Here is a 26,376-nt window from a genome sequence, read left to right on the forward strand (position 1 = left end):
TCTGGTGTTTTCATCGGCCTCTTCGCGAGCAGGCTCGCTCCCACACTGGCTTTGTGTCGTTCACACAATCCCCTGTGGGAGCGAGCCTGCTCGCGAATGGCGACTGTACATTCCCGTACATTTTCAAGGTTGACGATAAAGATCCGGCAGCTCAGTCTGCCGGTTCTGTTTTTTCTCACAGGAGGTGGTCGATGCCTTTTTTTACGGTTGACGGACAAGCGCTGCACTACATTGATCAAGGCACCGGCCCGGCCGTGTTGCTGGCCGGCAGTTATTTGTGGGACCAGGCCATGTGGGCGCCGCAGATCGCTGCACTGACTCCGCACTATCGGGTGATTGCGCTGGATCTGTGGGGGCACGGTGAGTCGGGACGGCTGCCTGAAGGGACTGCATCGCTCGATGACATCGCCCGTCAGGCGCAGGCCTTGCTCGATCACCTGAGCATTGACCGCGTCACGCTGGTCGGGCTGTCGGTCGGCGGCATGTGGGGCGTTCGCCTGGCACTGTCGGCGCCGCAGCGTCTAACCGGTCTGGTGCTGATGGACACTTACGTCGGCGTCGAACCTGAGCCTACGAAGCAGTACTACTTCTCGCTGTTCAAGCAAATCGAAGACAGCGGCGAAATCTCCGAGCAACTGCTCGACATTGTCGTGCCGATCTTTTTCCGCCCGGGCATCGATCCGCAGTCGGCGCTGTATCAGGATTTCCGCGCGAAACTCGCGGCTTACTCATCCGATCGCCTGCGCGAAAGCATCGTGCCGATGGGGCGCATCACCTTTGGCCGCGATGATCTGTTGCCGCGTCTGGGCGAGTTGAATGCCGCGACCGCGCTGGTGCTGTGCGGCGATCAGGACAAGCCACGCCCGCCGTCGGAAGCCCGGGAAATGGCTGAACTGATCGGCTGTCCGTGTGTGCTGGTGCCGGAGGCGGGGCATATTTCCAATCTGGAGAATCCAGAGTTTGTCACTGAGGCGCTGCTGGCCTTTCTGAGCGAGTGCAACCGTTAGACCGAGTAGCTTCATTCGCGAGCAGGCTCGCTCCCACAGGTGAACATATTTCAATGTGGGAGTGAGCCTGCTCGCGATGGGGCCGGTTCAGGCAACGGAAAACTATTTCGGCCCCAGAATCTTCACCAGCTTCTCCGGCGTCGGCGCCCCCTGCTGCTGTTGCAGCTCACCCTTGCTGTCCATGTAGAAAATTGCCGGCGTGGCCTGCAACTCCAGATCTTCCATCAGTTGCATATTCGCCGCGAGCTTGGTCTGCACCGCCACCGGAATATCCTTCAGAGCTTTGAGTGAGCTGCCCTTGCCAGCCTTTTCGTGGTCCTCCAGCGCCTTGGCCGGATCTTTCGCTGCCAGCAGCGCCGCCGATTTGCCCGGGCTGTCTTCGCGGATGATCCCGACCATGATGTGGCGCAACTGCACCTTGCCGGCCTTGACCCAGGGCCGCGCCTGTTCCCAGAACACGTTGCAGTACGGACAGTTCGGGTCGCTGAACAGATACACGGTGCGTGGCGCGTCCTTGTTGCCGTCCTGAATCCAGTTGCTGGCTTCGAACTTGGCCCAGACTTCCTTGGCCATCGGCGCGTAGACCAGTTTCTGCAACGGTTCGCTGCTCAAGTCCTTGCCCTCGGCGTCGTACAGATTGCCCACCATTACGTGCTTGCCATCCGGCGTCAGGTACAGCGCCATGCCGCGGTTCTGATATTGCGCGGCATAACCGCGCAGGCCGTCGGGCGCGTCGAACTGGCCGACGATTTTCGCGCCCTTGGCTTCGATCTGCTTGATCGCGGCGGGCAATTCTTCAGCAGCCTGCACCGACGGCAAGTGCAGCAGGGCGCTGCCCAGAGTCAGCGTCAGCAGGTGGCGGAGGCGGGGCATGGGAGTTTCCTTGCAGAGGTGGCCGGTGCAGCGGCCGGGTTTGAATTCAGGTTCGGTTCGCCGAAATTTTCCAGGGCGCGTGCCAGACTGGCGTTGGACAATTCGCCCAAGTGGCTGGACAGCAGGCGGCCGTCGGGACTGTAGAACAGCGTAGTCGGCAACGCCATGGAGCCGACGGCCTGACCGAGTCGACCGCCACGATCGAACAACACGTTGTTCAGGCTCAGACCCTGGGTTTCGAGGAACGTCGCCACGCTTTGCATGCTTTCGGCCTGATTGACGAACAGGAAGGTCAGGTCCGGGCGCTGCTGCTGGGCGTTTTCCAGCACCGGCATTTCGCGCCGGCAGGGTGGACACCAGGTGGCCCACAGGTTGATGACCAGCGGGCCGCCCTGATAATCGCTGAGTTTTACCGTTTCTCCGGCGGCGTTGCGCAGTGAGATTTCCGGCAGGCGCGTGCCCTGTTCGTAAATGTTCAGCGACAGGGTTGCCAGCAACCAGAAGGCCACGCCGCTGACCACGCCAAAGCCCAGCGGTCGCCGCAAGCCCGGTCGCCGCCAGCCGCGATAGAGCGCTGCGAGCAGCAGCACGATCACCCCCGGCCAGGCGAGGAAACCGCCGTCGCGCAGGTCGATGATCTGCCAGGGGTCATTGCGGTAGTGCGGCCAGTACATCAGCACAAACGCAATGCGCGCCGCGAGCATGCCCAGCAGAAACAGGCTGAATAGCGCCGACTCGGGATTCTCGCCGCCACGTTTGGCCACCCGCCAGCCGACAAACGTCGCCAGCGCCAGGGCACTGATCAGCAGCAGGTGGTTAAGTGCGATGGCGAAGGTGCCGAGGGTGAAAGTCAGCATTAATTGGCGTCTCGGGTAGTGATCCAGCGTTGCAGAAACGCCTCGGCATCGACTTCGCCGGTGATGCGCTGGCTGCGCCGCTCTTCGCCATCCGTGCCGATCCAGATGAAAGTCGGTGGTCCCGGCACTTTGTAACGACCGAGCAGTTCACGGCTGGCGGCGTTGTCGGCGGTGACATCCAGGCGCAGCAGCCGTACATCGTTCAACGCCTGCATCACCTTGGCCTGGCCGAAGACCTGTTTTTCCATGACTTTGCACGACACACACCAATCGGCGTAGTAGTCGAGCAGGACCCACTGGCCCTGCGCCTTGGCAGCGTCGAGTTCGCGTTGCAACGCCACCGGGTCGTTGATCGTGGTAAACGCCTCGTGACCTGATGGTGCCGCCGTGCTGGCGCGACCGGCACTGTAAACCTGCAGCGGTTGATAGGGATCATCGCTGCCGCCCGCCGCGCCGATCACCAGCAGACTGCCCCACAACCCGAGCAGTAGCGAACTGGCGCCGAACAACTGGGCAACCCGGCCAAAACCTTCGGACTGTTTCCAGGCGCAGAATGCGGCGATCAACAGCAGTGCACCGCACAGACCCAGCCACAACGAAGCGTCCAGTACCGGGCGCAGCATCAGCAACGCAGTGGCGAGGAACAGGAAGCCGAACACGCCTTTGAGCAGATTCATCCAGGCGCCGGGCTTGGGCAGAAAACGATTGCCGACCGTCACCAATAACAACAGGGGCACACCGATACCGATGCCCAGCGCAAACAGAATCAAGCCGCCGTGCACGGCGTTTCCGCTCTGCGCGATATAAAGCAATGCTCCGGCCAGCGGCGCAGTCATGCACGGGCCGACCAGCAGACCGGACAACGCACCGAGCACACCGGCGCCAATCAGACTGCCGCCGCTGCGGCTGCGCGAGGCGTGTTCCAGTCGGTCACGCAGCGCCACGGGCAATTGCAGCTCGAAGAAGCCGAACATCGGCAGGGCAAGTATCACAAATACGGCGGCGAAGGCACCCAGCAACCACGGGTTCTGTAGCCAGGCCTGCAGGTTTGCGCCAAGCAGTGCGGCGATCACGCCCATTGCCGCATACACCAGCGCCATGCAGACCACATAGCTGCTGGCCAGGGCGAAACCGCGACGGGGTGTGGCACCGCTGCCGACAATCATGCCGGCCAGAATCGGCAGCATCGGCAAGGAACACGGGGTGAATGCCAACAGCAGGCCAAGGCCGAAAAACACCAGCAGGCTCCAGCCCAACGCTCGTTGTTGCAGGCTGCTGGCGAGGGCTTGATCCGGCGCTTGAGCGTTGTCGGCCTGCGCCGTTTTGCCGCCCAGATCAATCACCCGGGTTTGCGGCGGGTAACACAGCCCCGCATCCGCGCAGCCCTGATAGCTGACCTTGATTTGCCCTGTGGCGGCGGCCGGGATTTTCACTTCCAGGCCCTGTCGATAGACCGGTTGCTCGCCAAAAAACTCATCGCTATGGGATTCGCCCGCAGGCAATGTCGGCTGTTGTGCGGGCGTCAGCCCATCGAATTTCAGACGCTTCTGATACAGGTAATAGCCATCGGCGATTTGCCAGAACACTTGGGTCTCGCCGGACTCCAGCCGTTCGGAGGTGAGTACGAATGCCTTGTCGACTGGCAAAAAGTCCGGTTTCGTCTCAAAGGGATTGTTTCCGGCCTGGGCCAGACCGGAGATCAGCAGAGCAAACAACAGAAAAAAACGACGCATGGAGGAGCCTTGTCCCTGTGCAAGTGGGTGCAGAATGGGCGGCGGCGATTAACCGATAATTAACCCTATCCTACTAGCCCCTCCATGATTGGCCAATCAGCCGCGCAACAGACCGGGCCAATTACCTTCATTAATGGTTTTCGGACCGGAAACCAGTCGATCAGTCTGGATGTTGTAAGTCAGATATTGATTATGGGTCAGGAAGATATACCAGTAACTGTCGGCAAATGTCCGGTCATTCTGGGCGGCGGTGATGATTCGGTCCTTGTAGGGTTTTAATGCCCCCAGTTGATAGTCGCCGAAGGGCTTGCGCGTCAGAGTCTTAGCTTTGTAATTGAACGACAAGTAGTGCCCGTCATTGAGAATGAAGCGAAACAGGAACGGATGACCGGTCAATTGAAACCAGGTGCCGGCGATAATCTTATCGAAATACGGCAGGATCGGCTTCCAGATCGAATCGGCGACCTCATGGAAAGCGGCAACTTTGTCAGTGTCCTGATCATATTTACAGACCATCGGGGTTGTTCCCTGGTAGAAGAAGAACCAGGCAATGTCTTCATCGCTATCGACGTTCCAGCCGAACGAAGTGGTGGTCAGGCCAAAGCGCAGGTGTTGGGTAAAAGGGCTGAAACTGTCCCAGTGGCCTGCTGTCTTGGTGGGATAGTTGCCAGGGACAATGTTGTCGCCGATATTGAATCGGGAGTAAGTGTCAGTATCCTTGAAGAAGAAATAAATACGGTCGGGGCCGGAGCGCCAGTCGACGGCGACAAAGTTTTTTAATTCGGTCATGTTTCCAAAGTCCATTTAGACGGTTGGCGAAGTTGCCCGATTCAAAGTAAGTGACGACGCATTCGTAGACAAAGCGATGAATTGTTTCTGAAGACGCCTTTAGGTTGGCGAATGTTTCGACCGTCGCTACCCCGGGTTTCCCGTCGCCTGGAAGTGGTCGGAATGTTTAACCGACTTCCCGTGACTGTCGCGCATGGCCATAATTGCCCCTTAATCCTCGCCTGCTTCACTCGCCATTTTTCTCACGGAGCACCCATGCACGTACTGGTTTGCGAAGACGATGAGCTGATCGCCAGTGGCATCGTCGCCGGCCTCACCGCCCAGGGCTTGACTGTCGAGCACGTCAACACGGCGTCCAAGGCGCGGGCGATGCTCAAGGTCGCGGAATTCGACGTGATGGTGCTTGACCTGGGCCTGCCGGACGAGGACGGGCTCAAGCTGCTGCAACAGTTGCGTCACTCTGGCCTGGAGATCCCGGTGCTGATCCTGACCGCACGCGATTCGGTCATCGACCGCGTCGATGGCTTGCAGGCCGGTGCCGACGACTACCTGCTCAAGCCGTTCGACCTGCGCGAACTGTTCGCCCGCTTGCAAACCCTGTTGCGCCGGGTTGCCGGGCGCAGTGTCAACCTGATCGAGCATGGCGCGCTGACGTACGATCCGAGCAGCCGCGAAACCACGCTGGCCGGGCAGCCAGTGGACCTGTCGCGCCGCGAGCAGTCACTGTTGCAGGCACTGCTGCACAATCGTGGGCGAGTACTGTCCACCGAGCAGTTGAAAGACAGCGTCTATGGCTTCAACGATGAGCTGGAAAGCAACGCCCTCAACGTGCACATCCATCACCTGCGCAGCAAACTTGGCAAGGGCATCGTCGAAACCGTGCGCGGCCTGGGTTATCGCCTCGGCCCGGCCGACGGCGGGGATCAAGGCAAATGATGAGTCTGCGCCTGCGCCTGAGCCTGACACTCGGCGCCGCGTTTGCGTTGATCTGGGCGCTGGCGGCGGCGTGGATGCTCAGCGATCTGCGCAACCAGATGATGTTTTCCCTCGACCAGCGGCTGGTGGCCTCGGCGCGTATGGTCGCCGGGTTGCTCGAACAACTGCCGACGCTGCCGAGCAAAGGCGAGGGCACCCATTTCAGTGCCGAGCAACTCAATGTTCCCGGTGGCATGGCCTGCCAGGTCAGTTCCCTGCGCGGGGAAATTCTCGCGCGCAGCCACAACAACCCCGAGCAGGCGCTGGAAGCCGAGAAAATGGGCTTCCACGATCAAATCATCGACGGCGCGCCGTGGCGCAGTTTCACCCTGGCCCGGGGCGATGTGCGCATCACCACGGCGGACCGGCAGATCGAGCGCGAGGCGCTGAACATGTCGATTCTGCTCGCCGCCTCGGTACCGGTCGGTGTCGCCTTGTTGGGCTGCCTGTGCCTGTTATGGCTGGGCATCGGACAAGGGCTGGCTCCGCTCAATCGCCTGCGTGAAGCGTTGATGCGGCGCAACGCCGATTCGCTTGAACCGTTGCAGTTGCAGGCGTTCCCCAGCGAACTGAAACCGTTGCTCGAAACCCAGAACCAATTGTTCCAGCGTATTGGCAAGACCATCGAGCGTGAACGCCGCCTGACCGGTGACGCGGCGCATGAGCTGCGCAGTCCGCTGACGGCCATCAAGACCCACTTGCAAGTGGCGCGCATGACCGATGGCAGCGCCCGCGATCAATCGCTGGCGCGGGCCGAAGAGGGCGCGGACCGTCTGCACCGAACCCTGGAGCAATTGCTGCTGCTGGCGCGCGTCGAGGGCAGCCTGTCGTTCGATGACGGCTCGCAATACAGCGCCGAACAAGTCGCCCGGCTGGCGATTCAGGACGCGACGGGCGGTGCGCGACTGCGGATCAGACTGCAGGTGCCAGATGATCTGTCCGCCGCGCCGCTGCAGATGCCCGCCGTGCTGGCGATTGCGGCGTTGCGTAATCTGCTCGATAACGCACTGCGCCATACGCCTGAAGACTGTGCTGTCGAGGTCACACTGGAAACCATCGGCAATCGCGTGCGTTTTGTTGTGCGCGACCATGGCCCGGGTATCGCGCCTGACGATCTGCAACATCTGACCCAGCGCTTCTGGCGCAATGGCCAAAGCACCGGCTGCGGCCTGGGGCTGGCGATCGTGCAGGCGATTGTTCAGCGTTGTGACTGTGCCTTGCATTTCGACAGCCGCCCGGATGGCCTGCGGGTCGAGTTGACGATGCCGTTGCAAGTCAGCTGAATCCACCACAACTCCCCTGTAGGAGTGAGCCTGCTCGCGATAGCGTCATGTCAGTTGACAAGTTGATTGATGACGGAACGCTATCGCGAGCAGGCTCACTCCTACAAAAGTTTCGTGTTCTGGCACATCAAATGTAACTTCTCGGCGTTCGCTATCCGCCAGTGTTGGGGCTAAGGTCAACCCAGCCTTGACTCAATGGATTGAGGGAACTGCGCCATGGAAGCACTCGTTTGCATACGTTCGGCCACGCTGGCCGACACCGGCATCATCAACCGTATCATCGAGCGTTCGATCCGCATTGGTTGCGCGTTCGATCACCGAAACGACCCTCTGCTCGTCAGCGACTGGGTCAGTCAGTCCTCTGTCGATTTCATCAGTGGCCGGCTTGCCGACCCAGACTTTTATCTTTGTCTCGCTTTGCTTGAAGAAAAACCGGTCGGTGTCGGCATGGCCGAGGCCGGTGGCGAAATCTCACTGTGTTACGTGCAGCCGGAATCCTTCCGGCGAGGCGTCGGCCGGGCGCTGATGCAGAGCCTCGAGGGTTGGCTGCGGATTCGCGGTGTGCAGCATTTCCATCTCAACAGCTCCCGAACTGCCGAGCCGTTCTACCGGCACCTGGGCTATCAACAGGCATCGCCAGCCTTCACGTCCGATTCGCAGACCGTGCCGCTGCACAAGTCTTTGCCGCCACCGGACTGACAACTCGATCAAGGGTGTAAATCCGCATCGCGCTTAAGCGTTTCCAGAACAGGAAAACCTGCAAGTGCGCCCCGCGACCGGAACGCGCACCTGTCCGGTGTGCTGTTTTGGTCACTATCCATAGCGAATTGAGGGGTCGAGAGATGTCAGTCGCCACCAGCCTTATCGAACAATCGTCGGCCCGGGTTGCCCCGGCGCCGGCCGAAACCCTGTATCAGTTCAATGAGTCACCGCTGCTGGCTCGTCAGAGTCGGCAGGAGTCCAACGCCCGCAGCTATCCGCGGCGCATTCCCCTGGCGCTCAAACGGGCCAAGGGCTTGTATGTCGAGGATGTCGAAGGTCGCACGTTCATCGACTGCCTCGCCGGGGCCGGCACACTTGCGCTGGGCCACAATCATCCGGTAGTCATCGCGGCCATCCAGCAAGTGTTGGCCGATGAGCTGCCGCTGCACACCCTCGACCTGACCACGCCGGTCAAGGACCAGTTTGTCCAGGACCTGTTCGGGCTGCTACCGGCGGAACTGGCGGCGCAGGCAAAGATTCAGTTTTGTGGCCCGACCGGCACCGATGCCGTGGAAGCGGCCTTGAAACTGGTGCGCACCGCCACCGGGCGCAGTACGGTGCTGTCGTTTTCCGGTGGTTATCACGGCATGAGCCAAGGCGCATTGAGCTTGATGGGCAGTCTCGGGCCGAAAAAGCCGTTGGGTGCCTTGCTCAGCAACGGCGTGCAGTTCATGCCGTTTCCATATGACTACCGTTGTCCGTTCGGCCTCGGCGGCGCGGCGGGCGTCAAAGCCAATCTGAGCTATCTGGACAATCTGCTCAACGATCCCGAAGCCGGTGTGCAACTGCCGGCCGCCGTGATCGTCGAGGCGGTGCAGGGGGAGGGCGGCGTGATTCCCGCTGACATCGAGTGGTTGCGTGGCCTGCGCCGCATCACCGAGAAGGCCGGCGTTGCATTGATCGTCGACGAGATTCAGAGCGGTTTTGCCCGTACCGGCAAGATGTTTGCCTTTGAGCATGCGGGCATCATTCCGGATGTGGTGGTGTTGTCCAAAGCCATTGGCGGCAGCCTGCCCCTGGCGGTGGTGGTGTATCGCGACTGGCTCGACACCTGGCAACCGGGCGCCCACGCGGGCACCTTCCGCGGCAATCAGATGGCGATGGCCGCCGGCTCCGCGGTGATGCGCTATCTGGTCGAACACAAGGTCTGCGAACACGCCGCAGCCATGGGCGAGCGATTGAGCGAGCATTTGCACATCCTGCAACGCGACTTCCCGCAGTTGGGCGATATCCGCGGTCGGGGCCTGATGCTGGGCATCGAACTGGTGGACCCGACCGGCAGTCCGGACGCGCTCGGCCATCCGCCGGCGTTCGCCCGACTGGCGCCATTGGTTCAGCGCGAATGCCTCAAGCGCGGCCTGATCCTGGAACTGGGCGGCCGTCATGGCGCGGTGGTGCGTTTCCTGCCGCCGTTGGTCATCACCGCCACTGAAATCGACCGTGTCGCGCAGATCTTCGGGCGTGCGTTGGCGGCGGCCACTGCGGCGCTGTAAATTTTTCGCGGCGCCGAACGTTCTTTCTACATACCCGGCTGCACCCGTTGTGCGGCCACCCCATACAACGATGGAGAACCAGCATGACGTCAGTATTCGACCGTGAGGACATCCTCTTTCAGGTCGTGGTCAACCACGAAGAGCAATATTCGATCTGGCCGGATTACAAAGCGGTACCAGAGGGCTGGCGCACCGTGGGCAAGAGCGGCCTGAAAAAGGAATGCCTGGCCTACATCGAGGAAGTCTGGACCGACATGCGCCCGCTGAGCCTGCGTCAGAAAATGGAAGCGCAAGTCGCGGCACAATAAGCGACCGGGCAAAAAAGAACCCGCTGGACCCGTAATGGTCAGCGGGTTTCTTTTTGTCCGTAATTTTTCGTTGGCATGTCGGGCCTCATCGCGAGCAGGCTCACTCCTACAGTTGAAATGCGTTCCCCCTGTAGGAGTGAGCCTGCTCGCGATAAACGATAACGCGGTCTATGACGGAAACTACGCCCCGCTCAGCCCCTTGAGCAGCAGATCCACATTCCCCTCCAGTTCCGCCAGCGGGTCCGCCGCATCTGTGCTCAATACCACCAGGCGACTGCCGGACTCGGCAATCGCCGCTTTCACCGGCTCCGCTGGCTGGCGATGGTGCAGTACCACCGCCACGTCATTGTCCTTGAGCGTCGCCGTCAGTTTCTTCAGGTCTTGCGCCGTCCACTCGGCATCAGGACGCGGGTCCTGTCCGGTCAGTTCGAGATTGAGGCTGCCGATCAGATAGCCAAAATGATCGCTCAGGCTCATCACGCTCAGATTATCGGCCTCGGCCAGACGCGCTTCGGTCTCGGCGCTGAGTTTCAGCAAACGCTGTTTCAGCGCCGCCAGGTTGGCTTCGATTTTCGGCTTGGCAGTCGGCGCCAGACGCACCAGATCGGCGGCCACAACGTCCGCCATGCGTCCCATGTTATTGCTCGCCAGCCATGGCTGACTGTTCAGTCCATCGACCTGAAGGCCCGGCTGCACGGCAATCCCCGGCAGGGCGCCGTCGACCGGGCGGGCGGCATCGACCTCGACGATACGAATATTGCTGCGCCGGGCAATCGGGTACAGCGGATCATCGGCCCACAGTGAGCGCACACCGACCACCGCGTCGGCGTCGGTCGCCAGTTTGCTCAGCGCCGGTGCGCCGCGTCCGGTGAAATAGGCGGTCTGGCGGCTACCCGGCAGATTGGCCGGCGCCGCGCGTTCGAGCTGGACCTCGGTGCCCTTGAGCAGCGCTTCGCCCAAGCCGTAGGTGATCGGCAACGAGGCCAGTACTCGCAGTGGTTTAGCACTGTCAGCGGCCATCAGCGGGGTGCAGATTGCGCCGCACAGCGCGATGGCCAGCGTCAGTTCTTTCAATGAAAAAGCCATTTATCCAAGATTCCCTTTCAGGCTGGGGACCACGCCGCGCGCGACGGCGGCGAGGGCGAAGGCAATGCCGGCAACCAGAATGATCGCGGCGCCGGACGGAATCGGCAGGTCGAACACGATCGGTGCGAGAATTCCGCACAACGTGCTCACGGTGGCAATCAGCACCGAACACCAGAAGAAGCCTTTCAGCGACTGGCTGAGCAAGCGTGCCGCGGCAGCCGGAATCACCAGCAGTGCGCCGACCAGAATCGCGCCGATGACTTTCACGGCGGCCACGGTGATCAGTGTCACCAGAATCACGAACAGGTAATCCAGGGTTTTCACCGCCACGCCGCGCACTGCTGCCAGTTGCGGGTTGAAACTGGCGAGCATGATGCGGTTGTACAACGGCAACGCCAGCGCCATGACCAGCGAACCGACGATGGCCAGCACCGCCAGGTCATTGCCGTTGACCGTCAGTACCGAGCCGAACAACACGTTTTCGAGAATGTGCACGTTGATCTTGCCGGCGAGAATCAACAGCAGGCTCGCGCCCAGTGCCAGCGACACGGAAAGGAATACGCCGATCAGCGTATCCGGCGCCAGGCCGGTGCGGTTGCGCAGGTAGTTGAGCAGGATGCCGAACAGCAGGCAGTAACCGAACAGGCTGCCGTACGGCCCGGTGTAGGGTTCGCCGAGCAGAATGCCGACGGCCACACCGGTCAGCGCCGCATGGCCCACCGCTTCAGAGAAAAACGCAAAGCGCTTGACCACCACCAGCGTGCCCAGACCGCCCAGCACCGGGCCGATCAACAGGCCCGCGAGCAGGGCATTGACCACAAAGCCGTAAGCCAGTGCTTCCGGCAGATAACCGGAAGATGCCCAGCCCTGGACCATCAATCGAAAGGCTTCGTAACTCATCAGGCAGCGCTCCGTGGATGGGTCGAAAACAAGCTCAGCAGACGCTCCGGGGTCAGTGCCTGTTGCGGCGTCGCATCGAACAGTACGCGGCGGTTGAGACCGGTGACACGCTCGGCCAGACGCCCGACCGCTTCCAGGTCATGCTCGATCCACAGCACCGTAACCCCGGCTGCACGCCAGTCGCCGAGCAGGCGTTCGAACACCTGAATGCCGGCTTCGTCGAGGGCCGACATCGGCTCGTCGAGCACCAGCAACTGCGGCGTCGGGATCAGCCCCTGGGCGAGCAGGACGCGCTGGCGTTCACCGCCGGACAGCGCGCCCATGCGGCGTTTGCGTTTGTCCTGCATGCCGACCCGCTCCAGCGCTTCACCGATGGCCGCGGCATAACGCTTGCTCAGGCCGAGGAACGCCGGGCGACGCTGGCACATCGCGGCCATGAAGTCGTCGACGGTCATCGGCAGGCCGCGATCGAATTCCAGCGCTTGCGGCACGTAACCAATGGTGCCGGGCGCGCCGCGCCAGTGCAGGCTGAGCTGGCCCTGATGCGGCATCTGTCCGAGCAAGGTCTTGATCAGCGAGCTCTTGCCGCCACCATTGGGGCCGACCAGCGCATGGCTGCTGCCGGGCTGGACCTGAAAAGTCACGTTGTCGAGAATCGTGGTGCGCCCCAGGGTCAGGCTCACCTGCGCAAAATCCAGCGCCGGTCCCGTAACCTGTAGGAGTGAGCCTGCTCGCGATAGCGGTGTGTCATTTGCTAATGATGTCGGCTGACCCGGCGCCATCGCGAGCAGGCTCACTCCTACAGGGGAATCGGTGTTTTCCGGGGAGAGGGTTTCTTTGGATGTCATGCCCCCGACTCCTGAATCGCCCGGACCACGGTGTTGAGGTTGCCGGTCATTTCCTTTTCGTATTTGTCGGCGGTGTATTCGCCGTAGGAAATGTGCGACAGCGGGTACAGCTTCACGCCCGATTCACGCTGGATAGTGTCGACGTAGCTCGAGGGAAAATCCATCTCCGAGAAGATCACCTTGACGTCGAGTTCGCGTAATTGATCGATGGTCTTTTTCAACTGGCTGGGGCTCGGTTCGATGCCGTGGGCCGGCTCGACCACGGCGGTGACTTCCAGGCCGAATTCACGCAGCAGGTAATCGTAAGCCGCGTGTACCGTGGCGACGCGCAGTTCGGCGTTCGGTGCCTGCGTCAGCTTGGCCAGGGCATCGGCGCGCATCTGCCGCAGGCGTTTGCCATAGGCGCGGGCGTTCTGCGTGTAGGTCTTGGCGTTGTCCGGATCAAGCTTGCCCAACTCCCGGGCGATGTTGTTGACCTGCGCGATGGACGCACTGATCGACAGGAACGTATGCGGATTGACCACCTTGCCGGCACCCCGTGCCGCGACGCCCGTGGCAGCCAGCAACGGAACGTTTTCATTGGCTTCGATGGTCTTGACGTTGGGTGTTTCGCTGGCCGCGATCATGCGATCGGCAAAATCATCGTGGCCGACGCCGTTGAGCACAATCACATCGAGCCCGCTGATGCGTTTGATGTCCTCGGCCCGCGGCTCATAGGCATGCGGGTTGAAGCCGGCGGGAATCAGCGGCACCACCTCGGCCTTGTCGCCGACGATGTTGGCGACGTAGCTGTAATAAGGATGCAGGGTGATGCCGATGCGCAGGCGCTTGGCTTGATCGGCGCTGGCCAGCGGGCTCAGCATGCAGGCGCAAAGGCCAAGCAGAAACAGGCGTAACAACGGACGGCGAGGAGCTGAAATGGACATGGGCAAGCGGTCTTCTCTCGAATGGGGCGAGGAGTCAATGACGATGTTCGCGGGTCACCCCGGCGTCGTATTGCGCGACGATCTGTTTCCAGCCAGCGGCGGACAGCGCCGTGTCGGACAGATCCTGAGCGGGCGTGAGCTCTGCGCCACGGTTCAACCAGATATCCGGCGCGGCGTCCGGGTCGGTGCTGACGCGCATCAGGAATGAACCGGCGACCGCAGGCGTTGCGCTGCGACCGAAATAAGCGCTGTCGCCGAGCATTTGCCAGGCGTGACCACCCCGGCTGACCGAGCTGGCGTCCTGGGCAAAGGGCGCAAAACCTTCCTGCGCCAAATTCTGCGGGGTCGGCAGGGTTTGCTGTTCTTCACGCAGCAAGCGGATTTCGTCGAGGGTCACCCGCAGGTCGGCATAAATGCCCTGCTCGGCGGCGCTGAGGTCGCGACGGGCATCGTACTGGTGGCTGGCGACAGGTTCCGGTTCATGGGAAACCCCGCGCCACGCCACCACAGAACCGGCGACGGCGAGGATCAGCAGGCACAGCAGCAGAACGTTGAGGGTTTCATGACCGGCGCCCGCCGGGCGCACGATTTGACGGGTCGGTGTGCTCATGGGGTTTCGATATCCGCCTGGTCGATTTCCACGACGTGGCCGGGACCGGCGTCGAACAGCACATAGAACTCGGAGTCGGGCTTCTTGAACGTCAGGGTCGAATCGGTGCCGAGCTTGCCTGGCACCAGAATCGTTTCGTCATAGCCGATCACATCCAGGGTTACGCCGGGCGCGCCGCTGCCGTCGGAGAAGCCGCCAGTGCACTTGATCTGTTCGGCGTCGATGGCTTTGCATTCGCACATCGGGTTGTGTGCCAGAGCGCCTGCACTGAAACCGGCGCTCAGCATCAGCAGCGCGGCGCTCAGCAGCAAGCGGGAAGGGCGTTGTGGGCGAGTCATGGTTTGGCTCCTTGTGTGTTCAGCCAGGCCACGGTGGCGGGAGAGGCATGGCTCAGGGGAATCGAGGCCTGGTGCATGCTGCCGTCCCAGCCTTCCATGGTGATCCACAGTTCGGCGTCGGGTTTGGTCTTTTCCGGAACCGGCAATTGCGTGCCCATGCGATAGGGCGTGCCGAAGAAAATCACCCCGGCGGCGCGCAGGCTGCGGGGTTTGCCGATGCGCAGGTAGGTCGCCTTCACCGGTTCGATACAGGCCTGGCAGAGCGCTGCGTTGAAGCCTTTCAGATACCCGGCCGGGCCGTCGGAGCGCGGCGCTTCATTGCGCAACTCGGCGAGTCGCACGCTCCAGGGGCCGACCTGAATTTCGCCGATTTCTCGTTCGCCCAGACCACTGTCGCCGCGAAACAGAGCGACATCGGCGAAATACTTGGGCATGAAGCCCAGCGGAATCAGGAGCAACAGCACGTTGATGTGGAAGCGCCATTTACGCCAGAGCAGGTTCAGACGCGAGGGTGGCGGGGCGGTAATGGACTTGTTCACAGGTTGGCCTCCGACGTTTCACGCTGCATGGCCGGTTGGGCCTGCAGGCGATTTTTCTTCGATTCGCGCTTGAAGGCATTGGCCGTGGCCAGGGCGGTGCGTTTGGTCCAGATCAACAAGCCGCTGAGCACCATCATGCTCAGCAACAAGCCGAAGAAGAACCAGATCAGCTTGATCCACAGCCCGCCAAAATCGCCGGTGTGCAGGGGACGCATGGACTCGGTGACGAACTCCAGCGACGTGCGGTCCGACAGCATTCGCGACGCGGCCAGATCACCGTTGTACGGGTTGAGCGTGGCAGACTGGAACATCAGCGGATACCAGCCACGGCCGCCCACACTCATATGGCTATAGGCGTTGCCGGGCAGGCTGATGAAACTGACTTCCAGGCCCGGAATCGTTTGCCGGGCAATGTCAATGGCACGGTCCAGGCTGATGCGTTCAGGCGGGGAGCCATCGGCCGAACGCGGTACCGCTTCACGGGACATCGCGGGAATGACCGGCTCGCTGGAAATCGAAATATGGTTGTCCGCCAGCAGCGCCTGAATCAGGAACCAGGTCCCGGTGATCGAAATCACCGCGATGAACCAGATCGACCAGATGCCACTGAGGCGATGAAAGTCGCCCCAGAAAATTCGTGCGCCATGGCGAATGCGCAAGGTCGGGGTGAAGAACCCTTTCCAGAAGCGTTTATAGACCACCAGTCCGGTAATCAACGAGGCCAGCAAAGGCAGCCCGAGAAAGGACACCAGATACCAGCCCCAACTGAAACCGCTGGTAAACGGCACCAGCCACCAGCCATGCAGGGCGCGGGTAAACGCCTTGAAGTTGAAGTCGGGCGCGGTGCCCTGAATCGCGCCGGTGTAAGGGTTGACGTACACCGTCAGCGAGCGGCCGTCCGGGTAGCTGACTTCGACATCGAGGGCAAAGTGCGACTCGTCCGGGCGACTCATGCTTTCGACCAGAGTCTGCGGTTCGGCTTTTTTGATGGCCGCGAGGATCTGGTCATAACTGAGGCGCGGCGCATCGTCCGACGGTTGACTGGCACGCATCTGCGGGTTGGCCAGCCAGACGATTTCCTGACTGACCACCGCCAGCGTACCGGTGACACAGACGATCAGCACAAAAAACCAGATCGGTAACGCCAGCCAGCTATGCACCAGGAACCACAATTTCGAGCGGGATTTCTTCGACATGATTACGCGTCTTGATTTCGTTGGAAGGGTGCCGGGCTACGGGCTTCGCAGCACGGGAATCCCCGGAAGGCCGATCGTGGCTTTTGCCTACGCGAACGGCCTGCATTCCTATAAGACGGATGAGCGAGGCAAATCCCGCTAAATCATATGAAAGTAAATGTTTCGCAGTTCGATACGCGTTCTCAGATGTCCTTGTGGAACGAGCTCGCTCCACAAGGAGCAGGGTATGCACAGCCCTGATACCGGGCCGGTAGGTTTCAACCTTGGCTGAACATTTCCATCGCCCGATGGCGGATCTGCTCTTCGCTCAGATCTTCTTTGTGCGTGGCCAGGAACCACAGATGCCCATACGGATCTTTCAGCGTTCCGCTGCGATCGCCGTAAAACTGATCCTTGACCTCGGACACCGTTGTCGCACCGGCATCCAGCGCCTGCTGGAAGGATTTGTCGACATCGGTGACGTACAAATGCAAACCGACCGAGACGGCCTGGTCGGGATTGCTCAGCGGTCCCTGATCGCAGGGCGTGCCGAGCATGATGGCACTGTCGCCGATGCGCAGTTCGGCGTGGCCGATACCGCCGTCGGGCATGGCCAGACGCATCACCTCGGTGGCACCGAAGGCTTTTTTGTAGAAGTCGATGGCCTCGGCGGCCTTCTGGATGCCGAGGTACGGGGTAATGCTGTGATACCCCTCGGGAATGGGTTTTACGCTCATGACGTTCTCCTTGATGTTGTTGTATAGGAGGTGGCTGCACCGGATCGACCCGGAAGGATCACTATAGAACTGTCCCGGCCATGGCGATTTTGCCCCGACGAGCAGCGCCCTTATTCAACCGGGAAATGCGGCCCGGGTCCTTGCTCGCCCAGCACATCACCCCGGTTGCGCAACGGACAGGCCTCCATCGACAGGCAGCCACAGCCGATGCAGCCATTGAGCCGATCACGCAACAACGTCAGTTGATGGATCCGCTCATCGAGTTCCTGTCGCCATTGTTCGGAGAGAATTTTCCAGTCTGCCGCTGTCGGCGCGCGATCCTGCGGGAGATTTTTCATCGCCTCGCCGATCGCGGCCAGCGGTATTCCCAGCCGTTGGGCCACTTTGATCAACGCCACGCGGCGCAGTACGGCACGCGGGTAACGCCGCTGATTGCCGGCGTTGCGCTGGCTCTTGATCAGCCCCTTGGACTCATAGAAATGCAGGGCCGTGACCGCCACGCCACTGCGCGCGGCGACCTCGCCGACGGTGAGCGGTTTGTGCACGTTGTCTTTGCTGATCATGTTGGAAATAGCCCTTGACCTTGACTTAACTAGAGGTTTTACCCTGCTGATCTTCGGGTCGCAAGACTCGTTTCAAGATGACTGGGGGCGTTCATGAAAAACCACAGCTTTACTCAACTGATCGAATTCGAAATCGAGCCTCGCCAGCAACCGGCGCTGGTGTCGGCGTTAGCGACGCAGACCGAGCATCTGGCGCAGCGCTACGCAGGTTTTCTCAGTGCCAGCGTGCAGGCCAGCGACGACGGCCGGCGCGTCTTGAGCCTGTTGCAATGGCAGACGCGCGAGGCGGGGGAGGCGGCGTTTCGCCGTTTCGAAAGCGGCGAAGAGGATTTCTGGCAGTTGATCCGCAGCCATCGAGCGAAAACCGTGACGTTCAATTCGTTTCAGGTGTTGAGCAGCATTGCCCGCAGCCACGACGATGCGCTGCATTGCAATCTGGTGGGCTAGGCATGGCTGGTGCGGCATATCCGTCTGTAGCCTATTTCTGATAGCCACTATTGAGAGCGTTGATTTCTGCGCGAGCGTGCCCGGGCGTAGCCTTTGTCCATCGACCCACACTGCTCGCCAGGACGCTCCCATGAATCGTTTACTGACTGTTTCGCTGATCTTCGCTGTATCTGTGCTGGCGGGTTGCGCCAGCCATGTTTCCCCCGAGTTGCGCCCTTACACCGCCGAAGAATCCCGTGAGCTGGCGATGGAGGCGTTGAACCGTAGCGGCTTGTCCTTTGAGGAATATCACGCGAAAAAAGCGCAGTTGCTCGGCCAGCCGCAGAGAACCTTCGGTTTCGACAAACAAGGTGAAATGAGCGCTGAACGTGCAGTACAGCTGCACGGACGTCCAAGCTGACAGAAAACTGTACCGCCTGAACTTTTGGCCAACTGTGCGTGGGTTTGTCGGGCCGGCTGGGATAGGGTCAATCTCTGAATGACCTTGACGGAAAGCCGCACCATGACCCTCTCGCTTGACCTGATGTTGGGCTTTGCCCTGTTTGCCCTTGTTACCTCGATCACACCGGGACCGAACAACACCATGCTGCTGGCTTCGGGGGTGAATTTCGGTTTTAACCGCACCATCCCGCACATGCTGGGGATTAGCTGCGGCTTCTTTGTCCTGGTGGTGGCGGTAGGCTTCGGCCTGGGCGCGGTATTTCAGTCGTATCCGCTGCTTTATACGGTTCTGCGCTATGCCGGCGCGGCGTATCTGTTGTACCTGGCGTGGAAAATCGCTCACTCGGGACCTGTCGGTGACAACGCCCAAGGCGAAGCCAGGCCGATCAGCTACCTGGGCGCGGCCGCGTTTCAGTGGGTCAATCCGAAGGCGTGGATCATGGCCATCGGTGCGATCAGCACATACACGCCGATGCAGGGCTATTTCACCAACGTCGTGGTGATTGCCGCTGTGTTCGCCATCATCAACCTGCCAAGCGTCGGCGTCTGGGCTGCCTGCGGTACATTGTTGCGCAATGTGTTGAAGGAGCCGCGCTGGTTACGCGTATTCAACTGGGGCATGGCGGCACTGCTGGTCATCTCGCTGTACCCGTTACTTCTCGAAAGCTTTAGCTGACGCATTGCTTCAACCGCCGGCCCGATGACTGTTAAGCTCGGCTTCAGGAGCGTTCCTACGCACTTTTAAATGAAGCCCTACTTCTTTAACGGCATCCGATCAGGTATTGATGACGCTCTCGAATCCAGGCACAGCTCACGAGGCTGTGTTTGTCGTTTGCAGACAACGAGCCTCCTGATCCCGGAACACGCTCTGCGAGTCTTTTATGAACACACGTCCGTTGTATTTCGATTACGCCGCCACCACCCCGGTGGACGAGCGGGTCATCCAGGTGATGATCGAATGTCTGGGGTTGCACGGTAACTTCGGCAACCCTGCCTCCAGCTCCCACGCATTCGGCCAGCAGGCCCGGCAAACGGTCGAGCAGGCCCGTCGGCAAGTCGCCGAACTGGTCGGCGCGCAAGCCGAACAGATCGTCTGGACTTCCGGCGCCACGGAGTCCAACAACCTCGCCCTGAAGGGCAGCGCCCAGGCGCGTGGCGTCAGCGGCGGCCACTTCATTACCAGTCAGATCGAACACAAGGCCATCCTCGATACTGCCCGGCAGTTGCAGGACAGCGGCATCGCCGTGACCTATCTGGTGCCGGACGCCGACGGCCTGATCACGCCGCAAGCGGTCAGCGAAGCCATGCGCGAGGACACCTTTCTGGTGTCGCTGATGCTGGTCAACAATGAGCTCGGCACGGTCAATGACGTTCAGGCCATCGGCGAAGTCGTGCGCAGTCGCGACGCGCTGTTTCATGTCGATGCCGCGCAAGGCGCCGGCAAGGTCGCGATCGACCTGGCCCGATGGCCGGTCGATATGATGTCGTTCTCGGCGCACAAGCTCTACGGCCCCAAGGGCATCGGCGCTTTATACGTCGGCCCGCGCGCGAAGCCGCGTTTGCAGGCGCAGATCCACGGCGGCGGTCACGAGGGCGGCTTGCGCTCGGGGACCCTGGCGACCCATCAGATTGCCGGGATGGGCGCGGCATTCGCTTTGGCGGCCGCAGCGTTTGATGAAGAGAAAAAAACCATCGTGGCCTTGCGCGAGCGTCTGCTCGAACAGTTGTTGAGCCTGCCGGGCGTACGCCTGAATGGCAGCGCTGCGCAGCGCATCCCGCATACCTTGAGCCTGACGTTCAGCGAAGGCGAGTTCAACAGCGCCGCGTTGAGCCATTCGATCGCATTTTCCGCGACATCGGCCTGTAATTCGGCGAGCAACACGCCTTCGCACGTATTGCTGGCGCTGGGGCACGATGCTCGACTTGCCAGCCGCACGATTCGCCTGAGCCTCGGCCGCTTCACCAGCGTCGAGGACGTCGACAAGGCTGCCGAACTGATCAAGACCGCCTGCGCCAGTGCTCCGGCATTCTGGACGACAGGAATTTGAACCGCCGTCCTGACGGCGACGAACAATAACGATGAAGTGATTAGCAGGAGACATGATGAGTACCCAGACCTCGACCGAAGGATCGGTGCCCCAGCGCCTGGCGCGCACCCGAGAGTTGATGCGCCGTGAAGGCATCCATGCGTTGTTGGTGCCGTCTGCCGATCCGCATTTGTCGGAATACCTGCCGGGCTACTGGCAAGGCCGGCAATGGCTGTCAGGCTTTCACGGCTCGGTGGGCACTTTGATTGTCACCGCTGATTTCGCCGGCGTATGGGCCGACAGCCGATACTGGGAACAGGCGACTCAGGAACTTGAGGGCAGCGGCATCGAACTGGTCAAGCTGCAACCGGGACAGCCGAGCCCGCTGGACTGGCTGGCCGAGCAAACGCCTGAAGGCGGTGTGGTCGCGGTCGACGGTGCGGTGATGGCCGTGGCTTCGGCGCGCACGCTTGGCAGCAAACTTGAAGCCCGAGGCGCTCGCCTGCGCACCGACATCGATGTGTTGCAGCACGTCTGGAGCGACCGGCCAGGTCTGCCGGATGCGCCGATCTATCAGCATCTGCCACCGCAAGCGACCGTCAGCCGCAGCGAGAAACTCGCCAACCTGCGCGAAACCCTGCGGGAGCGGGGCGCCGATTGGCATTTCATCGCGACCCTCGACGACATCGCCTGGCTGTTCAACCTGCGCGGCGGCGATGTGTCGTTCAACCCGGTGTTTGTGTCGTTTGCGTTGGTCAATCAACAGCAGGCCACGTTGTTCGTGGCGCTGAGCAAAGTCGATGACACATTGCGCGCGGTGCTGGAACAGGATGGCGTGACCCTGCGTGATTACCGCGAAGTCGCCGATGCGCTGCGTGCGGTGCCGAGTGACGCAAGTCTGCTGGTCGATCCGGCGCGCGTGACCTGGGGTCTGCTGGAGCACCTCGACAGTGGCGTCAAACTGGTCGAGGGCCTGAACCCGACCACACTGGCCAAGTCGCAAAAAAGTGAAGCCGATGCCCAGCACATCCGCCAGGCGATGGAGCAGGACGGCGCGGCGTTGTGCGAATTCTTCGCCTGGCTGGAGTCGGCTTGGGGGCGCGAGCGTATTACCGAGTTGACCATCGATGAGAAGCTCACCGCAGCCCGTGAGCGTCGGCCCGATTACGTCTCGCTGAGTTTCAACACGATTGCTGCGTTCAACGCCAATGGCGCAATGCCGCACTACCACGCCACCGAAGAAGCGCACGCCGTGATCGAGGGCGACGGTTTGTTGCTGATCGATTCCGGGGGCCAATACCTCGGCGGTACGACCGACATCACGCGGATGGTGCCGGTCGGGACGCCGACGCAAGAGCAGAAACAGGACTGCACTCGGGTACTCAAAGGTGTGATTGCCTTGTCGCGGGCACAATTTCCCAAAGGCATTCTCTCGCCGCTGCTCGATGCCATCGCCCGTGCGCCAATCTGGGCCGAAAGCGTGGATTACGGGCATGGCACCGGTCACGGTGTCGGCTACTTCCTCAACGTCCACGAGGGGCCGCAGGTCATCGCGTATCAGGCCGCCGCGACGCCGCAGACGGCGATGCTGCCGGGAATGATCACGTCGATCGAACCGGGCACTTATCGTCCGGGTCGCTGGGGCGTGCGGATCGAAAACCTGGCGATGAATCGCGAGGCCGGTCGCAGCGAGTTCGGCGAGTTCCTCAAGTTCGAAACGCTGACCTTGTGCCCGATCGATACTCGCTGCCTGATTCCTTCCTTGCTGACGCAGGAAGAACAGCAGTGGTTAAACGCCTATCACGCCGAGGTGCGTGAGCGCTTGAGCCCGTTGCTTGACGGTGCGGCACTGCAATGGCTGAAAACCCGTACAGAAGCCATCTGATCGGTGACCACTCAGGCGCTGCGACCAGCGTCTGAGTGGCGACCTCGTTCTAGGCCTGGCGCAACGCCTCCTCGACGAAGTCCAGCCGATCCTGACCGAAAAACAGCTGATTCCCGACAAACATGCTCGGGGCACCAAACACACCTCGTTTAACCGCGGTCTCGGTATTGTCCTTGAGCGCCGCTTTGACCGACTCGTCATTGCACAGCGCGAGAGCTTCCTGCGGATCGAAGCCGTGCTCACTGAGTACGGCGGCGACGGTTTCCGGTTCATTCAGGCTTCGGCCGTCAACCCACAGTGCGTTGAACAGGCAATCGACAAACGCCGCGAAGCGTTGCGGTTGATGCAACTGGATGCCAGTGACGGCCCGCATCAATAACAGCGTGTTGATCGGAAAGTGCGGATTGAATCGCAGCGGCACCGCGTAACGTTTGGCGTAGCGGTCCAGGTCTTGAAACATGTAGCGCCCTTTGGCCGGGATCATCGCTGGCGATGCGTTGCCGGTGGCTTTGAACACACCGCCCAGAAGCATCGGGATATAGCGCAGTTCGCTTCCGGTAGCGGCGCAGATTTTCGGTAACTGGGTGTAGGCCAGGTAGGTCGCGGGACTGCCGAGGTCGAAATAGAACTCCACGGTTTTAGTCATTATCACGGTGCTCTCATTATTGTTGTAGGGGAGGGCTTTACCAGCGTTCGTTCCACGGCCGCAAATCCAGCTCAAATGTCCAGGCGTCCCGTGGCTGGCTATGCAAGTACCAATAGTTCTCGGCGATATGCTCGGGGTCGAGAATGCCGTCGTCATCCTTGGTCGCATATTTCTCGGGAAATTGGGAGCGGATAAAGTCGGTATCGATCGCTCCGTCGACTACCACATGCGCGACATGAATGTTCAGCGGGCCCAATTCCCGCGCCATGCTTTGCGCCAAGGCACGAATGCCGTGTTTGGCCCCGGCGAATGCCGCGAACCCGGAAGCACCGCGCAACCCGGCCGTGGCGCCGGTGAACAGGATCGTGCCGCGCTGGCGGGTCACCATACGTTTGGCGACTTCACGCGCATTGAGGAAGCCTGAGAAACAGGCCATCTCCCAAATCTTGAAGTACTTGCGGGCGGTTTCTTCCAGGATGCTGCAGGGCACGTTAGCGCCGATGTTGAAGACAAACGCCTCAATCGGGCCAAGGCGGGTTTCGATATCCTCAATCAGCGCAATGACGTCCTCTTCTTTGCGCGCATCGCAGGCGAAACCATGAGCTTCACCCCCTTCATCGTTTATCGCATCCACCAAAGGCTGAAGCTTGTCAGCGCTGCGGCGCGTTACACAGGCAATGAAGCCCTCTTTGGCAAAGCGCTTGGCAATAGCGCCGCCGGTGGCATCTCCGGCGCCGACTACCAGTACGACCTTCTTGTTATTCATTGGGATTGCCTTTGGTTAACGATCGTTTAGTTAACGAACGTTATGCTAGGATTCGATTAACGTCAAGGCACTGCAGTACGAGGAAAAACACGTGCGTTATTCTGCCGGTCACAAACAGGAAACCCGCGAGCGTTTGTTGCACAGCAGCTCGCTGTCGGCGAAAAAATCCGGATTCTCCACGGTCGGCGTGGACGGCTTGATGAAAGCTATCGGCTTGAGTGGTGCGGCGTTTTACAGCCACTTTTCCTCCAAGGACGCGCTGTTCGCAGCAATTGTCGAGCGCGAGTTGAGCCAGAGCCTTGAGCGACTCGGCGGTCAGGAGGGTGCGGATCGCGAGCGGCTGCAACGCTGCCTCAAGCAATACCTGAGCATGGCGCATGTGGAGCAGCCTGAAGCGGGGTGCGCGCTGCCGACATTAGGGGCCGAGATCGCCCGTTCGGATGTGCTTGTGCGTGAACAGGCGCAAAAGTGTATTTGCCGTCTGCAGCAAAGCTGGGCGCAGATTCTGGAGAGCGACAGTCTGGCCTGGGCCATTCTGTCGCAATGTGTCGGTGCGCTGGTGGTGGCGAGGATGCTGGCTACCGAGGACGTTCAGCGCACGGTGCTGAACGCCAGCCAGGAAGAGATCGCCCGCCAGCTCGCTGTGCCGCGAGCCGAATAACCTGAAGGCTATTTGCAGATGACGATCATGCTGCGGCTGGTGTAGCCGGCAGGGTTCAGGCCAAATGGGTAGTCGCCAGGCTCTTCCACGGTATCGCCGGACTTGGCGATCACTTTATAGCCCTTCGGTGCGCACGAATTGGCGGCGCTGGCGTAGCACTTGTCCCACGAGGACGAGAGCCCTGAACAGTTGATATGCAAACCCTTCTTGCCGCGTTTGACCTGGGTCTGCGAGGTAGCTGCGCAACCCGCCACCGCCAGTATGGCGATCAGTATCAAAAATCGTTTCATTACCGTCCTTAATAGCGGCCTCGAGTCTGGTGCTCGGGTCTGCCGGTGTTCGCTCGCATTTGCAGCGTCAGGTCCCTTGGCGAAAAAATCCATGTCTGGCGATAGGTTACGAGCCTAAACATGGCCTAAATGAACGCCAATTGCTAGACCCTCGTTTAATCCTGCTTCAATCGGCTGCGATTGCGGGCTTTGCGGCGCTGCCCATGGTCAGGGTCGCGCCAACGGATGCCAGAATAATGCACAGAATGGCCATCCATTGTGACAGCGAGAGGTATTCCTGAAGAAACAGCAGGCCTGACAGTGCGCCGAACGCGGGTTCGATGCTCATCAGTGTGCCGAACGTGCGGGCAGGCATGCGGGTCAAGGCAACCATTTCCAGGGTGTAGGGCAGGGCAGTGGACAGAATCGCCACGCCGATGGCGATCGGAATCAACGAAGGCGTCAGCAGCGCAGCGCCGGCATGAACGATGCCGATCGGTGCAACAAACAGAGCGGCGATCATGACGCCTAGCGCCGCCGTGGTGACGCCATTGTCGGCACCGGCTTTTTGCCCGAAGAGTATGTACAACGCCCAGCAGACGCCGGCACCGAGGGCATAGCCTGCGCCAATCAAATCAATGCTCGCGGTCGTGGCGCCTGTCGGTATCAGCAGGAACAGGCCGACCGCGGCCAGGCCTACCCACAAAAAGTCGATGGCTCGGCGAGAGGCATATATAGCAACGGCCAGTGGGCCGGTAAATTCGAGTGCGACGGCGATGCCCAGGGGCACCGTGCGCAACGACATATAGAAGAGGAAGTTCATGCCGCCCAGCGCCATTCCGTAAACGATCACGGTGCGCAAGGATTTGGCCGTCAGCTTGACCCGCCACGGCCGAAGCAAGAGCAGCATGATCACGCTGGCAAAGATCAGTCGCAAGGTGGTGGTCCCCTGTGCACCTACCACGGGAAACATGCTTTTGGCCAAAGAGGCCCCTGATTGAATGGACGCCATGGCTATCAGGAGCAGGCCAACCGGGAAAAGGATAGAGGCAAGGGAGCGGGGTTGGTCATTCATTTGTGTGACGTCGTCCTGGGTGAGATCGGGCATTGTTTTAATATTGGGCAATATACTGCGCATTGGCGGCGCTTACGTCTAGATAGAAGCAGCTTTTTGAGTCTTTCAATAGAAAACGCAAATTAGGGGTTGACGGCAGATTCTGGAAGTCTATAATTCGCCCCACTTCCGGCGCAGTCGAAACGGAAAACTCCTTGAGATTCAAAGAGTTACGCAGTTTTCGACAGCGGCTTGCTTCAGATCATCGAGGCCTGGAAGGAGTTGAAAGGGCAGTGATGCTTGGCGCTTTCAACGGTTCGATCTTCTCGGTCGAAAGCGGTGTAAAAGAGGTGTTGACAACAGCGAGTAACGCTGTAG

30 protein-coding genes are annotated in these 26,376 nt (G+C 60.7%); 12 read left to right on the forward strand and 18 right to left on the reverse strand.

All coding sequences use genetic code 11. The features are described from left to right. Positions 1–191: 191 nt before the first annotated feature. Positions 192–1,007 (forward strand): alpha/beta fold hydrolase, encoded by an 816-nt coding sequence (locus HU743_RS07335; protein ID WP_186647862.1) that lies wholly within the window; start codon positions 192–194, stop codon positions 1,005–1,007. Positions 1,008–1,109: 102 nt separating this feature from the next. Here HU743_RS07335 and dsbG read toward each other — a convergent pair whose 3' ends face one another. From dsbG to HU743_RS07355, 4 genes are all read right to left on the reverse strand, one after another. Beyond that, the gene (gene dsbG, locus HU743_RS07340; protein ID WP_186647864.1) at positions 1,110–1,880 is read right to left on the reverse strand and encodes a thiol:disulfide interchange protein DsbG; all 771 of its coding nucleotides are present in this window, start codon (positions 1,878–1,880) and stop codon (positions 1,110–1,112) included. Further along, entirely contained in the window at positions 1,856–2,737 is an 882-nt protein-coding gene (locus HU743_RS07345; protein WP_186647866.1) for a TlpA family protein disulfide reductase, read from the reverse strand. The genes dsbG and HU743_RS07345 overlap by 25 nt, the downstream gene beginning before the upstream one ends. Further along, the gene (gene dsbD, locus HU743_RS07350; protein ID WP_186647868.1) at positions 2,737–4,470 is read right to left on the reverse strand and encodes a protein-disulfide reductase DsbD; all 1,734 of its coding nucleotides are present in this window, start codon (positions 4,468–4,470) and stop codon (positions 2,737–2,739) included. The genes HU743_RS07345 and dsbD overlap by 1 nt, the downstream gene beginning before the upstream one ends. Before the next feature lie 96 nt (positions 4,471–4,566). Further along, positions 4,567–5,259 carry a hypothetical protein gene (locus HU743_RS07355; RefSeq protein ID WP_186647870.1) on the reverse strand — a complete coding sequence of 231 codons (693 nt, stop codon included), beginning with the start codon at positions 5,257–5,259 and terminating at the stop codon, positions 4,567–4,569. Positions 5,260–5,514: 255 nt separating this feature from the next. Here HU743_RS07355 and HU743_RS07360 point away from each other — a divergent pair, with 255 nt between their 5' ends. The 5 genes from HU743_RS07360 to HU743_RS07380 all read left to right on the forward strand — a co-directional run bounded on the left by HU743_RS07360 (position 5,515) and on the right by HU743_RS07380 (position 10,080). After that, positions 5,515–6,195, forward strand: coding sequence for a response regulator (locus tag HU743_RS07360; RefSeq protein WP_186647872.1), 681 nt, complete (start codon positions 5,515–5,517; stop codon positions 6,193–6,195). Continuing rightward, positions 6,192–7,517, forward strand: a complete 1,326-nt coding sequence (locus HU743_RS07365) for an ATP-binding protein (protein ID WP_186647874.1) — start codon at positions 6,192–6,194, stop codon at positions 7,515–7,517. Before HU743_RS07360 ends, HU743_RS07365 begins: the two co-directional genes overlap by 4 nt. 216 nt (positions 7,518–7,733) lie before the next feature. Then, on the forward strand, positions 7,734–8,216 hold the full coding sequence (locus HU743_RS07370; RefSeq protein WP_186647875.1) for a GNAT family N-acetyltransferase: 483 nt from the start codon (positions 7,734–7,736) through the stop codon (positions 8,214–8,216). Positions 8,217–8,359: 143 nt separating this feature from the next. Continuing rightward, positions 8,360–9,772, forward strand: a complete 1,413-nt coding sequence (locus tag HU743_RS07375; RefSeq protein ID WP_186647876.1) for an aspartate aminotransferase family protein — start codon at positions 8,360–8,362, stop codon at positions 9,770–9,772. Positions 9,773–9,855: 83 nt separating this feature from the next. Next, positions 9,856–10,080 carry an MbtH family protein gene (locus HU743_RS07380; protein WP_053122206.1) on the forward strand — a complete coding sequence of 75 codons (225 nt, stop codon included), beginning with the start codon at positions 9,856–9,858 and terminating at the stop codon, positions 10,078–10,080. Between the two features lie 180 nt (positions 10,081–10,260). Here the strand turns inward: HU743_RS07380 and HU743_RS07385 are convergent, their stop codons facing one another. From HU743_RS07385 to soxR, 10 genes are all read right to left on the reverse strand, one after another. Then, a complete protein-coding gene (locus HU743_RS07385; protein ID WP_186647877.1) occupies positions 10,261–11,166 on the reverse strand; it encodes a zinc ABC transporter substrate-binding protein in 906 nt (301 codons plus the stop codon). Then, the gene (locus HU743_RS07390; RefSeq protein ID WP_186547153.1) at positions 11,167–12,066 is read right to left on the reverse strand and encodes a metal ABC transporter permease; all 900 of its coding nucleotides are present in this window, start codon (positions 12,064–12,066) and stop codon (positions 11,167–11,169) included. Beyond that, positions 12,066–12,914, reverse strand: a complete 849-nt coding sequence (locus HU743_RS07395; protein ID WP_238351704.1) for a metal ABC transporter ATP-binding protein — start codon at positions 12,912–12,914, stop codon at positions 12,066–12,068. The genes HU743_RS07390 and HU743_RS07395 overlap by 1 nt, the downstream gene beginning before the upstream one ends. Continuing rightward, entirely contained in the window at positions 12,911–13,777 is an 867-nt protein-coding gene (locus tag HU743_RS07400) for a metal ABC transporter substrate-binding protein (protein ID WP_238351705.1), read from the reverse strand. The genes HU743_RS07395 and HU743_RS07400 overlap by 4 nt, the downstream gene beginning before the upstream one ends. Positions 13,778–13,874: 97 nt before the next feature. Beyond that, positions 13,875–14,450 carry a DUF6162 family protein gene (locus HU743_RS07405; protein WP_186647879.1) on the reverse strand — a complete coding sequence of 192 codons (576 nt, stop codon included), beginning with the start codon at positions 14,448–14,450 and terminating at the stop codon, positions 13,875–13,877. After that, entirely contained in the window at positions 14,447–14,788 is a 342-nt protein-coding gene (locus HU743_RS07410) for a hypothetical protein (protein ID WP_186547156.1), read from the reverse strand. The genes HU743_RS07405 and HU743_RS07410 overlap by 4 nt, the downstream gene beginning before the upstream one ends. Next, positions 14,785–15,327: a thiamine pyrophosphate-binding protein gene (locus HU743_RS07415; RefSeq protein WP_186647880.1), complete on the reverse strand. Its 543-nt coding sequence runs from the start codon at positions 15,325–15,327 to the stop codon at positions 14,785–14,787. The genes HU743_RS07410 and HU743_RS07415 overlap by 4 nt, the downstream gene beginning before the upstream one ends. Continuing rightward, on the reverse strand, positions 15,324–16,523 hold the full coding sequence (locus HU743_RS07420; RefSeq protein ID WP_186647881.1) for a PepSY domain-containing protein: 1,200 nt from the start codon (positions 16,521–16,523) through the stop codon (positions 15,324–15,326). The genes HU743_RS07415 and HU743_RS07420 overlap by 4 nt, the downstream gene beginning before the upstream one ends. Before the next feature lie 257 nt (positions 16,524–16,780). After that, positions 16,781–17,239 (reverse strand): VOC family protein, encoded by a 459-nt coding sequence (locus HU743_RS07425; RefSeq protein ID WP_186647883.1) that lies wholly within the window; start codon positions 17,237–17,239, stop codon positions 16,781–16,783. Positions 17,240–17,349: 110 nt separating this feature from the next. Beyond that, positions 17,350–17,802 (reverse strand): redox-sensitive transcriptional activator SoxR, encoded by a 453-nt coding sequence (gene soxR, locus HU743_RS07430; protein WP_186547160.1) that lies wholly within the window; start codon positions 17,800–17,802, stop codon positions 17,350–17,352. An 81-nt stretch (positions 17,803–17,883) separates the two neighbouring features. On the opposite strand from soxR, the gene HU743_RS07435 reads away from it, so the two are divergent. The 5 genes from HU743_RS07435 to HU743_RS07455 all read left to right on the forward strand — a co-directional run bounded on the left by HU743_RS07435 (position 17,884) and on the right by HU743_RS07455 (position 22,602). After that, positions 17,884–18,249 (forward strand): antibiotic biosynthesis monooxygenase, encoded by a 366-nt coding sequence (locus HU743_RS07435; RefSeq protein ID WP_186647903.1) that lies wholly within the window; start codon positions 17,884–17,886, stop codon positions 18,247–18,249. A 130-nt stretch (positions 18,250–18,379) separates the two neighbouring features. Continuing rightward, on the forward strand, positions 18,380–18,649 hold the full coding sequence (locus HU743_RS07440; RefSeq protein ID WP_186647885.1) for a hypothetical protein: 270 nt from the start codon (positions 18,380–18,382) through the stop codon (positions 18,647–18,649). Between the two features lie 102 nt (positions 18,650–18,751). Next, positions 18,752–19,366 (forward strand): LysE family translocator, encoded by a 615-nt coding sequence (locus tag HU743_RS07445; RefSeq protein ID WP_186619207.1) that lies wholly within the window; start codon positions 18,752–18,754, stop codon positions 19,364–19,366. 205 nt (positions 19,367–19,571) lie between these two features. Further along, the gene (locus tag HU743_RS07450; protein ID WP_186647887.1) at positions 19,572–20,738 is read left to right on the forward strand and encodes an aminotransferase class V-fold PLP-dependent enzyme; all 1,167 of its coding nucleotides are present in this window, start codon (positions 19,572–19,574) and stop codon (positions 20,736–20,738) included. 55 nt (positions 20,739–20,793) lie between these two features. Next, positions 20,794–22,602, forward strand: a complete 1,809-nt coding sequence (locus HU743_RS07455) for an aminopeptidase P family protein (protein ID WP_186647889.1) — start codon at positions 20,794–20,796, stop codon at positions 22,600–22,602. A gap of 49 nt (positions 22,603–22,651) precedes the next feature. On the opposite strand, the gene HU743_RS07460 is transcribed toward HU743_RS07455, so the two are convergent. Beyond that, entirely contained in the window at positions 22,652–23,248 is a 597-nt protein-coding gene (locus tag HU743_RS07460) for a 2-hydroxychromene-2-carboxylate isomerase (protein WP_186647891.1), read from the reverse strand. Between the two features lie 37 nt (positions 23,249–23,285). Then, the gene (locus HU743_RS07465) at positions 23,286–24,014 is read right to left on the reverse strand and encodes an SDR family oxidoreductase (protein ID WP_186547165.1); all 729 of its coding nucleotides are present in this window, start codon (positions 24,012–24,014) and stop codon (positions 23,286–23,288) included. Between the two features lie 91 nt (positions 24,015–24,105). On the opposite strand from HU743_RS07465, the gene HU743_RS07470 reads away from it, so the two are divergent. Beyond that, positions 24,106–24,675, forward strand: a complete 570-nt coding sequence (locus HU743_RS07470; RefSeq protein ID WP_186647893.1) for a TetR family transcriptional regulator — start codon at positions 24,106–24,108, stop codon at positions 24,673–24,675. 8 nt (positions 24,676–24,683) lie between these two features. Here the strand turns inward: HU743_RS07470 and HU743_RS07475 are convergent, their stop codons facing one another. Both HU743_RS07475 and rhtA read right to left on the reverse strand, forming a co-directional pair. After that, positions 24,684–24,965, reverse strand: coding sequence for a hypothetical protein (locus HU743_RS07475; RefSeq protein WP_186647895.1), 282 nt, complete (start codon positions 24,963–24,965; stop codon positions 24,684–24,686). A gap of 166 nt (positions 24,966–25,131) precedes the next feature. After that, the gene (gene rhtA / locus HU743_RS07480; protein WP_186647905.1) at positions 25,132–26,019 is read right to left on the reverse strand and encodes a threonine/homoserine exporter RhtA; all 888 of its coding nucleotides are present in this window, start codon (positions 26,017–26,019) and stop codon (positions 25,132–25,134) included. Between the last annotated feature and the right edge of the window lie 357 nt (positions 26,020–26,376).

It is taken from the genome of Pseudomonas sp. SWRI99 (assembly GCF_014270125.1).
Lineage (GTDB): Bacteria > Pseudomonadota > Gammaproteobacteria > Pseudomonadales > Pseudomonadaceae > Aquipseudomonas > Aquipseudomonas hamedanensis.